Origin of the sequence: Allocoleopsis sp., from assembly GCF_036703385.1 — a bacterium.
Classification (GTDB): Bacteria; Cyanobacteriota; Cyanobacteriia; order Cyanobacteriales; family Coleofasciculaceae; genus Allocoleopsis.
Window position 1 is genome coordinate 1 of sequence record NZ_DATNPA010000118.1, and the last position, 11090, is coordinate 11090.

An 11090-nucleotide genomic window follows, 5' to 3' on the forward strand; every position below is an offset into this window, starting at 1 on the left:
AGATTAAGCTTTGCTGTCGATCGGGAGGCAGAAAATCCATAAAGGCTTCATCCACCACGACCAGAGCAAACTGCGAAACTAGAGGCAGAATTGTTTCTCGGTCAAATAATTGCCCACTGGGATTGTGCGGGTTATTGAGCAGCAGACCAAGGTTAGAGGGTTGCAGGTTAGAAAGTTGAAGGTTATCTTCTAAACCTTCAACTTTCAACTTTAAGCGATATTCCCTGACCTTTGTACCAAACGCCTTAAGGGCGCGTTGGTAGTCGCTGAAAGCTGGAGTGAGTAGGCAAGTCCCCTCCAGCTCAGATAGTTCCCTCGCTGCCCAAGTAAGAAGCTCAGCTGAGCCGTTACCGGGCAGAATCCAGTCAGGCGTCAGAGTCGGGTGAAACTGACTCAGGGACGCCCGCAGCTGAGTGTAATAAGGGTCAGGATAGGCCGTTAGGTCGTTTAGGGCTTGCTCAATGGCTGCGATCGCACTTTTTGGCGGTCCCAGTGGGTTGATACTCGCCGAAAAATCAAGAATCAAAGAAGGGGAACAGCCTGCCAGTGCCGCTGCCCAGGCTAAATTTCCCCCGTGAGTCGGTCGTCTCAAAGATAGGTTCCGTTTAAGTCATCAGCCGTTATTTATCACTGGGCGCAACTTTTTCCTTAAACAGTTTTCCCGCGGAAAAGGCAGGAACTTTAGTTGCCGGGATTTCCATTTTATCCCCGGTTTTTGGATTGCGACCTTCACGGGCTTTGCGCTCCCGCGACTCAAAAGAACCAAAGCCCACCAACGTGACTTTGTCACCTTCGGAAACGGCTTCCATAATCGCTTCGAGTGCCGCAGATAGTACTGCATCGGCTTGTTTTTTGGTCACTTTTGCGTTTTCCGCCACCTTATCAACTAATTCACCTTTGTTCATTCGGATTCTCCTTCTTTAAATTTGCATCACAGGTCAACTATTACGCTAAATCTCAGCTTCAAGATCTAGATACGTGACCCTAATTGCGGGGATTTTCAACTCGAAATCGCTGCAACTCCCGCAGGCTCGAAGTTTCACTGCATTATTCTAAGGTCTGTACCGCAGATATGGATCGGTGAAAGCTTTAAGATATGTAGATTTCAGGATTTTTTGGAAATTTGAACGTAAAAATTAGGAATTTTTACTCATTCCTCAGCCTTCTCTCCCCTCCGTGAATGGTTGGGAACGCCTGTAGTATCACCCAAAGGAGCTAGATAAAAAAGCTACTAGAGCGTGTTGAATGCTGACCAGAAATTCCATCTAAAAATTACCCCCTGTTAGCTGTGGGAGCGTAAGCCTTAAAGTCAGGCCGTCAAAGACTGCGATCAATTAACTTAGTTTTACAAGCCAACGCCGTCTCTAAGGACGGCGTTGAGTCGTTTACTACTCTACCTAAGGAGAAACACCTCGCTGTCGCAAAAATTGACTTGTCTCCCGCCCTGGCGTGTAACTGTAGCCAAACGAAGAGCCTTGCGAATCGTCAATAATTTGCGGTGTGAGCAGAACAATCACCTCTTGCCGCTGATTGACCCGATTGGTACTTCTAAACAAGGCACCCAAAATCGGAATATCCCCTAAAATCGGCACTTTTGATACAGTGGTTCGGTCTGATTCTTGAATAATGCCACTGAGGATTAGCGTTTGACTATCTCGGAGGCGAATTTGCCCTGAGAATAGCTGCCGCTGTTGCACTAAGGTTATTTGACCTTGTGGAGTGTTTTGAGAACCGCCGATTGCAGAGACAGTGGGATTAATGACCAAGGTGATAAAACCGTTGTCGTCAATCTTCTGCACATTAATTGGCAGGATTAAACCAGCATTTTTAATAATAGGTTCCTGCACCTGAGTGGTCAGGTTAGTGGTGGGATCAGTTTGGGTCTGTAACCTAAATCCTCCAAACACTTCCTGGGTCAGATTGACTACAGCTGTCTGACCTTCTTGAACAACGAGTGTCGGGTCGGTCAGGATTTTGGCGTTGCCACTAGTAATCTGCGCCTGCAAGGCTGATAACAACCGTTTGGGGAATTGGAACAGTGAGGGGAGAGCGGTCGTAACGGTGCCAAGAGTACCTGCCGATGCGGTAGTTGTTCCGTCCGCATTAATCGTAATGGTCGTGTTGGTTGCAGGGGTGATATTCGTAAACCCTGGTTGCAAGGGATCGTTTATTGTCACAAAAGGAGTATTGAAGAATGCAGTGCCTTGGCCTCCTATAGTGACCTGACCCGTTCTGGAATCCACGAGGGTAACACCAGGTGCTGTACCTTGAACCGGAACAGTGCGATTTGGATCGAGGAATACATTGGCATTGGCAAAGGGATTATTGATAACCGGTGGAGTGATGGTACTGCTGGTCACCTGTGCTTGAGTCGCTGGTCTCACCCCGCCGTAATTGAAGGAAGCCGCTCCGCCATCATTGACAAAGAAGCTATCCCCAATCCCAAAAGAGAAACTAGCGTTAAATACATCGGTTCCGGAGAGGTTAACATCTACAATTTTGACGTTCACCGCAACTTGACGACGCCGCAGATCCAACTGAGTCAATAAGGCTGTGGCGATTTCTACTTTACGCGGCTCCCCAATCAGGGTGATGGCTCCAAGACGCTCATCAGGCGATACGGCTAGCCCTCGCAGTACCAATGGTCCGTTCAGCCCAGCTCCTCCCCCGGCTCCTCCTGGAGCTCCGCCTGCCGCTTCTTGTGGGGTGATTCTTTGTACCTGTGTCTGAGTATTTTGAATTCTAGTCGCCGCAGCTCCTTCCCCAGCAACGGTTAGAGTCGTTTGGGTTGTAATCTGCTGTTGCTCAGCCCCCTGAGAAATTAGGAAGCCCACAGCCTGCCCAACCGGGACTTGATTGAGACGCAAGGTGCGAGCGACGAGATTGCGAGCCCCATCGGGTAGTCTAGAACCCACAAAAATTGTGCGTCCGACTCGGTTAGCCTGGAGGCCGGAGAGCTGGAGGACGTAGTTAAACACGTCTTGAACCGGTTCGTTTTCCAGATCTAGAGAAATGGTCTGTTGTGCGCCCCCTGCGGCTGCACCTGGAGCGCCCGGTTGAGGAGTCCCTCCCCCTCCATCGGTAAAGGCGAGGTTTAGACCAGCCGAGCGAGCCAGGAGGGCTAATACTTCTCGAACAGGAGCTTCTCGCAAAACCAGGCGGGGAACACGTACCCCTGTCCCCAAGTCGATAACACTAGCAGCCGCACTAATATTCGAGATGGCAATATCACCGACTGGTGGTGCGATCGCTCTGGGTAACAGTGGAGGTGCTGGAGCAACGGGTTGTACTGCACCGGCCGGACCGGCAGGTTGAATCGGAAATCCATCTATTGTGATCTGCGGATTGGGAACCAGTACGTCCGGTGCCGGTGCCGGCACTGGAGCTTGTGGCGCTGGTGCTGGAGCCACCGGTGCTTGCACCGGGACGACGGGCTGAGGTACCGTTGTCTGAGCAATAGAAGTTGGAAGAGCTGGGGTTGGTGCTTGCTCAGCGGGGTTAGCTGTCTGAGCTACAGCAGTTGGAAGAGTTGGGGTTGGTGCTTGCTCAACGGGTTTAGCTGTTTGAGTTACAGCAGTTGGAGCTGCTTGGGCTAAAACTTGCTCAACGGGTTTAGGTGCCTGGGTTACAGAGGTAGGAGGCGTTTGGGCTAAGGTTTGCTCAACGGGGTTAGGTGCCTCGACTACAGGCGTGGAAGTTGTGGCGGCGATAGCCACTGGTTTAGAAGACGGTAAGGAGGGGATATCAGCCGCCTCAGGTGAGACAGCAGCATCGGGTGACGAAGAGGCAGGATCAGAAATCGTTGTCTGATTTTTGGCTTCTGGGCTAATACCTAAGGTAATTCCCTGCTGAGTACTCTGGATAACTTGACTAGTCGGAGGGCTGATTGTACCGCTGACAGTAACTCTAATGCTGTTTGCATCTGACTGGCTCACGACGACTGAAGCAATACCGGGCATTGGGTGTTTTTGCTGGAAGCTGTCGCCCTTGTTCAAGCTCAGCTGAGTATTAACAATATCTGCCACCAAATCATTGCCACGGCTCACCGTGAAAACCTGCGGACGCTCAGCGCCCTCAGTTGTCTCCAGGGTGAGCTTCAGCTCACCCTCACTATTGTCGAGTCGCACATCTGTGACCTGTGTCGTTGTCGCTAACGAGGGCTGTGTGGCTAAGAGCGCTACTGCCCCTCCAATCACGATTCCACTTAATGCTTGAGCCTGTCTCACGGTTCACTCCTCACCTATAAGAGCCATTTTGCGAATAGCTTGAGAGCAATTAGCTTTTAGAAGTTAGGTATTATCATTCCCAAAAAGCTGGAAAAATCTTCCATATTTATGGACTTTACCCTAAGGGGAAAACAACTACCCCTCGACCCATGCCACCAGGGGAGATGGGACTCCTTCTCGTAAACTCCACTCAGAAAAGTCTTAAAGTTAATAGCTTACCTGCTAATCGCACGATTGTTGACGTTTTTATTGCTTTTTTCAGTTTTAAGGCTTAGGTTTCTGCCCTAGCTTGGCAGCTCCTGCATTGGATTCCTCTGGTGTCACCGGCATGAGTACCTCTAACTTAAAGGTGGCTTTGAGGTCTGGTTTAGCATTGGGGATCAATCCTTGCTGACCTGACTTGTTTTTTTTCTGGACTCCGGGCACTGCTTTGCCAGTGGGGTCAAGCACCACGGTCACCGGCTCGTCATTCGTCTCCAGTTGAAAGTCCTTAACCACCAATAGCGTCTGCAACCGCTCAAAACTCCGCATGATTGACTGAATTTGGTCGAAGCTACCCACCAGCTCTACGTTGATGGTTTTACGCTTCAGTTTGCCGTTTACCTGGGTTCCCAAAGAACTATCATTAATTACACCATCTGTCGCTGGCGGATTTTCCCCTGGGCTAAAAGTTTGCAAGGTACCCTTTCTATCTTTAATAGAGCTGTTGAGATTCAGCAACAAGGTGTCCAGAGTCTTTTCATTAGCAAATAGACTCAGTACTTGCTTATTTTGAACCTTTGCCGCCTCTAGCTCGGCTTTTTTTTGCTCAATTTTTTTCTGGGTTTCTTTTAGCTTTTGAATGTCCTGTGTAACTTTCTCCTTCTCGTCTTTTAACTTCTGATTTTCTTCCCAAGTTGGCTGTATGACGTTAACAAAGAGATAAGCCGCTCCCAAAAGACCTAAAACGGCAAAGATTATCCCCCCAACTTTAGGAGTGAAGGTAATACCAAAAGCTTTTGGATAGTTAGTAGTTTCTACCTGGCCTTCAGGAAGAAACTCTTCATCAGCGTATGTCATTTTTGAAATACTCCTTTGTCCTGAAGGGTTCTAATCCGGGTGACAAGTCCCACCGCACCCTTACGATCTAACTCTCTAATGAGTTCGGAAGCGGGGACATCATTTAAGCTGGTTTGAATACTATATCTCACCATTTTAGGAAGTTCATAGGTTACTTTACCTCCTGCCTGGTTTTGATTTTGAGGATAATTCAATTCTAACTTTCCGGGACTATCATCCAGCTTGGCAACAATTAATTGGGTTTCATCGCTTTTCAAGAAGGGAGAGCGTTGAAGCGTCAACAGTAAATAATTTACATCATCAAATGAACGAGCAAACCCTTCAATTTGTAGCTTTGTTATTTGGTTAGCTGATGGATTAGGGGGTGGAGTTCCTGGTTTAGGATTGTTGGTTGCTGGCGCTGGAGAATTTGTCGTCACAGTGACGAGTTTTTGTTGGATTGATCTAATTTGTACATTCGGAGGTGTGCGCTCCCGAATATCTTGCAACATCGCTGACCACGGCTTGATTTGATTAAAGACGCTTGCCAGTGCAGCTGTTTCGTCTTTTACTTTATTGGTTTCCTCCGTCAGCTGCTTAATTTGTTGCTCTGCTTGTTGCAAAGTTCCCAGTTGCGCTTTCAATCCATTTATCTCTTCCTGTAACTGAGCGTTTTGCTGTTGTAGGAAAAACCATAAACCCCCCACCAGTCCGGGCAGGAGGAGACCGATAATGACGCCTATAATGAGCGGCGTCATCGACCCCTCCGGCTGCGCTTGTCGGTCATTCCCCGTCGGGGGTTTGATGATATCAGGCCGATCTTTTAAAAAATTGATATCCAGACTATACATAGTTTCAAACCTCTCGTAATCCTAATCCCAGTACAGTGCCTAAGCCCGGTCGTTGCACGGAGGGAATTTCTTCGTCAACCTCCAGTGAAAGAGCTGCTACTGGGTCTACCTGAGTTGTTGGTAAACTTAAGCGCTGCGTGAAAAATTCATCAAGTTGTCCAATTCCACCTCCTGGGCCTGCTAACAGCAGCTGGGCGACTTCTAGATTTTCGCTCTGATTTAGATAAAAATCGATGGAGCGACGTAGTTCATCGGCTAGCTCTCCCAAGACTCTGAGCAGCGCCGCCATCCCTGGATTAATGCCTGTGGCTCCGGTACGTCCTCCTATTCCATCAGCAGGTACTGGAGGAATTGTCATCCCCTGCAACAGTTCTGTGTTTCTTGAGGTTGGTAAATTCATCGCTCGCGAGAGGGCACTCTGGAGTTGGAATGTACCGATGGGTACTGTGCGAGAAAATTGAGGCACACCATCGACAATTATCGCAATTTCAGTGCTGTCAAATTCAATATCCACTAGAACAGCGGCTTCTTGAGGAGAAAATTGTCGCAGTTGCTCTCGAATCGTCCGAATCAGAGCGAAGCTATTAATCTCTAGTACATCTACACCTAACCCAGCCTCCCTAAAGGTCTCAATATAGGTGTCTGTAACCTCCTTGCGGGTTGCGACTAAGAGAACTTGCACTTTTTCGATGCCATCTTCATCTTGCAAGAAGCCCAGCTTCTGGTAGTCCAAGTCTACTTCGTCGCGGGGATAGGGCAAATATAAGCCCGCTTCATGGTTAAGCACCATGTCTCGGAGTTCTTGATCATCTAGCTCGGCAGGAATGGGGATAATTCGGATAATGGCTTCCCGCATCGGTACGGCAGTGGCGACGCGATCAACTTTGAGTTTACTTTCGGCGAGAGCTATCTTAATGAGTTCCGCCAAAGCTGGTGAGTCGGCAATCTTCCCATCTTGAAAGATGCCTTCTGGCACCTCGTGAGAATACAGGGTGGAAACTTTGTATGCCTGACCCTGCTTGCGCAGTTGAGCGATATTAATTCGTTCTGGGGCCAATTCTATGCCGACCCCTTTCTTTCCCTTGGAAAATAGCCCTTGAAAACGGTTAAACATATCCTGGTTCAGCGGAAGCGAGAATAAAGATAAGAGACGTGATCTGCTTAGAGACTTAATCTAGCAAGATTAATACTGATTGCATGTGATGCATGGTACCCAATCTAGCTGACAAGTACCATGCTTTAGCGATATTTCCGTCAAGAATCAATTGGCAACAGCCACCGGGAGCGGGAGTTGGTGCGGGCGCGATTCCAGAGTCTTTCGTCGCTTGTATTGTTATTTTGGCACCCCTGACAAGAATAAAGCCTGCGATCGCCTTTTATTGATGCACTTTGCGTGATCGCCTTGGCACTACGCTTGGCGTAATCGCTGCGTCTGTGGGAAGAGGCAATCGGCTGAACCCATGTACGGAACGCGATCGCTTACTTTATGATTCGTTACTACCTCAACCATTCATCCTTTATCTTTTGCAATATGAAGCTAAGGGTTAGGGTGCACTCAAGAGGCAGCAAGTAGCAGCGGACTCTTTCAATTTTAGTTTGTACAGAGTAAAGTGACGGTGCTGACTCTGGCGCAAGCTTCTGTCTGGCTAGGGCAAAGACCGTGCTAGTGGCTTAAACCTTGTCGTTTTACTTCGCTCACACGGCTGCTGTTGCTAAAGCTTACAAAACCAAGTAGAACTCCTCACTACGCTACCGCTTCACTAGCCTTACGCCTTACGCAGACATTAACTTCAATGTGTACCAGTCAATCCGCTCAGACCTTCGCTTGTCTACTGCTTAGAGTAGGATGATTTACTGCTAGCGCTATGCATCAAAATTAAAATTATAAGTTTACATGACTAGAATCAGCACTTGGAGACGCTTCACTATTCTTGCCTTATTGGGGCTGCTGTTGGGCTTGGTGATTAGCTGTCGTCCAACGCCCTCTTCCTCTAAGAGTCCTGAGATTGAGTTCTGGACGATGCAGTTACAGCCCAAATTTACCGATTACTTCAACAAGCTGATTGCTAGATTTGAAGCCGAGAATCCGGGTGTCAAGGTACGCTGGGTAGACATTCCCTGGGCGGCGATGGAAAACAAAATCTTGACAGCCGTTTCAGCAAAAACTGCGCCGGATGTGGTGAATCTGAATCCGGGTTTTGCCTCCCAACTGGCGTCCCGGAATGCTTGGTTAGAACTCGATAGCCGTGTTCCTGAGGCAGTCCGTAAGCAGTATTTACCCAATATCTGGAAAGACAGTACTCTCAATAATAAAAGCTTTGGTATTCCCTGGTATTTGACTAGCTCAGTTACCGTTTACAACAAAGATTTGTTGCAAAAAGCGGGAATTAGCAAGCCTCCTGCTACGTATGCTGAACTGGCGCAGGTAGCTAAGCAGATTAAAGACAAGACGGGTAAATATGCTTTCTTTGTCACAGTGGTTCCAGAAGATTCTGGTGAGGTATTAGAATCTTTTGTGAAGATGGGAGTCGAGTTAGTTGATGCTCAGGGTAAAGCGGCATTTAACACTCCCAAAGGCAAAGCCGCGTTTCAGTATTGGGTAGATTTTTATAAGCAGGGGCTAATGCCGAAGGAAGCACTTACTCAAGGGCATCGCCGTGCGATCGAGTTATATCAAGAGGGTGAGACAGCGCTGCTCTCTAGTGGGGCGGAGTTTATGGATACGATCGCTAAAAATGCCCCAAGCATTGCTAACGTTTCAGCCGCCGCTCCCCAGATTACAGGTGAGACAGGTAAAAAGAATGTGGCGGTGATGAATTTAGTGATTCCCCGCGACACGGATAACCCAGATGCCGCCCTGAAATTTGCTCTGTTTGTGACAAACTCTGAAAATCAGCTCGATTTCGCCAAGGCTGCCAATGTTTTACCCTCCACACTCGATGCCTTGCAGCAGTATAGGCGATCGCTCTCCGGTGACGGCAAGACATCCGCTGTGGAGCAAGCCAGGGATATCAGTGCCAGTCAGATGCAAGAGGCAGAAGTATTGATTCCCACCATGAAAAATCTCAACAAATTGCAAAAAGTAATTTATGAGAATTTGCAGGCAGCAATGTTGGGAGAAAAGACGGTAGATCAGGCGGTTGCCGATGCGGCGCAGGCATGGAATAGCAGTCTCTCTTGATAGGATGGACTAACGACAACAACGATTGAAGTCAACGGTTTGAGGTGATCGCTCAGAGGATGTCTGAACAGTCATAACCAGCAGGCTTAAACGGTCAGATTCCTCTTAAAAGAGGGACTTTGATCAGATTCCCCCCTTAAAAAGGGGCTGGGGGGATCTAAGCAACTGTTGACACTTCTCAGACATCCTCTCATACAGGCTGATGTTAGCTATAAACCACGAAGTCTTGTCCAGGCATCGGAACAGGGAACTCAACTACCACGTAGCCAACTGTTGAAATCTGCCGACATTTTTGACACAGCGAAGGAATATTTATCCATGTCGTCTCTCTTAGAAAAGCTAATGGAAGCTGGCTGGTGTTACGAAAGTAATCGTCCCCAGCATGAGAAAGAGATCAGCGAAATTTACAAAGACTGGGAGATTATCACTTATCCAGAATTAGCCTTACATTATCTGCCCACGGGGGAATATTTTATCGGCTCGATTAAGAATAGCTCGAAGTCTAATGTAACCCAAGCTAAAGTAGGATTAATCAAAGCTCTGATTGATTCAGCTTCTTAAGCAAGCGACATGAGGAAGCTCGGAGCGAGAACTCCCTGGCTCAGAGCTTTCTCTAAGTAGTGTGATCTAACTGGAGTTACTCTAACTCAAGATATTCAAACGTCATCGGGTATGAAACTGGGATTGCCAAAGTAGTAACACCCCTGTGTCTGAAATATGCGTTCTAGCAGTTGCGGAATGTCCTTAGCAATAATTACGGCATCTTGAAGCTGAAATCCAGTCTTTCAGTGTTATGAGGGATGAGGGTCGGCATACGAAGCTGGCTTGCCTAGAATAATCCACCATTTACCAGAGCCAAAGTTCTGGGTGTAGGCAATACAGTGCCAGTCTTCTAAATCAATTAGGTGGGTTTCACTAAAGCAAGAATTGAGTTGGGGGATGTCGTAAACCTTACAATAATCATACTTTGCAAATTGCAAAGTATGACCGCTATTGTCATAAAGTGTTGCTCCATTAACTCGATCCAGCAGTTGAATGTGTTCCTTGGGAATGTCTAAGAAACCTGAGTCAAATGTAGACCAATTAATGGGGTGTTGCGTCAGATGCTGCTGTTGAATTTGGTCGCGTAACTGTGCAAAGCAATCATCCCGTTTTCGCACTATCCAGCCAATTTCAGGCTGTAACGTCTTCAGTTCATATAGTGCTTAGAATAAAACACTCAGATCCGAACTGCGATCGCAACCCAATAGTATTCACACTCCACATTTTTTCGCCTTTGTCAACCTCCCTAGCCTCCCTTGAAAAAGTCAAAGTCAAAATGGGAAACAAGTCGTATCTAGCATTCTAAATATTTCGCCTTCTTGTTCCCCCCTTAATAAGGGGGTTTAGGGGGGTAAACAAAAGCCGAACTAACTAACCGCTACTCAGCCTCAATTGCGAGGACTTAGATATCGGCGTTGCACATTGATAGTATCGGATAAATTGTTGAGCTGATAAATAACCTCACTCAGCAATTACCTGAAGTGTTCATCATCTGTAAGTTATGAAAGGTCAGACAGAAAAATGAGTTCTGCTTGGAGACTTTCCGAGATACGAGTGTAGTTCAGTCGAATCCTTCAATAGTAAAAGATTATAGGCTCGTTTGTTTGCGAAAAGTTTACTTTTATTCTTCCCCTATTACCCAAACAAATGTGTTATTTCCAAGTTCAGCAATGCGCGTTAACAAAGTTCGGAGATATTTTGTTACAAAATATAAAGAGAGCAAGCAACACAACAATCGACATGACTCTTTCT

General features: G+C 47.4%; 10 protein-coding genes. 3 read left to right on the forward strand and 7 right to left on the reverse strand.

Features of this window, described 5'->3' with window-relative positions; all coding sequences use genetic code 11:
* The 6 genes from V6C93_RS05815 to pilM all read right to left on the reverse strand — a co-directional run.
* The coding region (locus V6C93_RS05815) for an aminotransferase class I/II-fold pyridoxal phosphate-dependent enzyme (RefSeq protein ID WP_333475707.1) at window positions 1-592 on the reverse strand (592 nt) is incomplete at its 3' end.
* A gap of 28 nt (window positions 593-620) precedes the next feature.
* A complete protein-coding gene (locus tag V6C93_RS05820) occupies window positions 621-905 on the reverse strand; it encodes an HU family DNA-binding protein (protein WP_015184473.1) in 285 nt (94 codons plus the stop codon).
* A 492-nt stretch (window positions 906-1397) separates the two neighbouring features.
* A complete protein-coding gene (locus V6C93_RS05825) occupies window positions 1398-4226 on the reverse strand; it encodes an AMIN domain-containing protein (RefSeq protein WP_333475708.1) in 2829 nt (942 codons plus the stop codon).
* A gap of 264 nt (window positions 4227-4490) precedes the next feature.
* Window positions 4491-5285 carry a hypothetical protein gene (locus tag V6C93_RS05830; protein WP_333475709.1) on the reverse strand — a complete coding sequence of 265 codons (795 nt, stop codon included), beginning with the start codon at window positions 5283-5285 and terminating at the stop codon, window positions 4491-4493.
* Complete coding sequence (locus tag V6C93_RS05835; protein ID WP_333475710.1) at window positions 5282-6115, reverse strand: PilN domain-containing protein; 834 nt, start codon at window positions 6113-6115, stop codon at window positions 5282-5284. Before V6C93_RS05835 ends, V6C93_RS05830 begins: the two co-directional genes overlap by 4 nt.
* Window positions 6116-6119: 4 nt before the next feature.
* A complete protein-coding gene (gene pilM / locus V6C93_RS05840) occupies window positions 6120-7229 on the reverse strand; it encodes a type IV pilus assembly protein PilM (protein WP_333475711.1) in 1110 nt (369 codons plus the stop codon).
* Window positions 7230-7321: 92 nt separating this feature from the next.
* Between pilM and V6C93_RS05845 the strand changes: the two genes are divergently transcribed.
* The 3 genes from V6C93_RS05845 (at window position 7322) to V6C93_RS05855 (ending at window position 9857) form a co-directional block, all read left to right on the forward strand.
* Window positions 7322-7498 (forward strand): hypothetical protein, encoded by a 177-nt coding sequence (locus tag V6C93_RS05845; protein WP_333475712.1) that lies wholly within the window; start codon window positions 7322-7324, stop codon window positions 7496-7498.
* Window positions 7499-8009: 511 nt separating this feature from the next.
* The gene (locus V6C93_RS05850) at window positions 8010-9296 is read left to right on the forward strand and encodes a sugar ABC transporter substrate-binding protein (protein WP_333475713.1); all 1287 of its coding nucleotides are present in this window, start codon (window positions 8010-8012) and stop codon (window positions 9294-9296) included.
* Between the two features lie 168 nt (window positions 9297-9464).
* On the forward strand, window positions 9465-9857 hold the full coding sequence (locus V6C93_RS05855) for a hypothetical protein (RefSeq protein WP_333475714.1): 393 nt from the start codon (window positions 9465-9467) through the stop codon (window positions 9855-9857).
* A gap of 230 nt (window positions 9858-10087) precedes the next feature.
* Here the strand turns inward: V6C93_RS05855 and V6C93_RS05860 are convergent, their stop codons facing one another.
* Window positions 10088-10456, reverse strand: coding sequence for a hypothetical protein (locus V6C93_RS05860; RefSeq protein ID WP_333475715.1), 369 nt, complete (start codon window positions 10454-10456; stop codon window positions 10088-10090).
* Window positions 10457-11090 lie beyond the last annotated feature (634 nt).

Bases quoted from the DNA above. Each gene is read 5' to 3' on its own strand.
- V6C93_RS05820 (WP_015184473.1), bottom strand. From the start codon at position 905: ATGAACAAAGGTGAATTAGTTGATAAGGTGGCGGAAAACGCAAAAGTG.
- V6C93_RS05830 (WP_333475709.1), bottom strand. From the start codon at position 5,285: ATGACATACGCTGATGAAGAGTTTCTTCCTGAAGGCCAGGTAGAAACT.
- V6C93_RS05835 (WP_333475710.1), bottom strand. From the start codon at position 6,115: ATGTATAGTCTGGATATCAATTTTTTAAAAGATCGGCCTGATATCATC.
- pilM (WP_333475711.1), bottom strand. From the start codon at position 7,229: ATGTTTAACCGTTTTCAAGGGCTATTTTCCAAGGGAAAGAAAGGGGTC.
- V6C93_RS05845 (WP_333475712.1), top strand. From the start codon at position 7,322: ATGGTACCCAATCTAGCTGACAAGTACCATGCTTTAGCGATATTTCCG.
- V6C93_RS05850 (WP_333475713.1), top strand. From the start codon at position 8,010: ATGACTAGAATCAGCACTTGGAGACGCTTCACTATTCTTGCCTTATTG.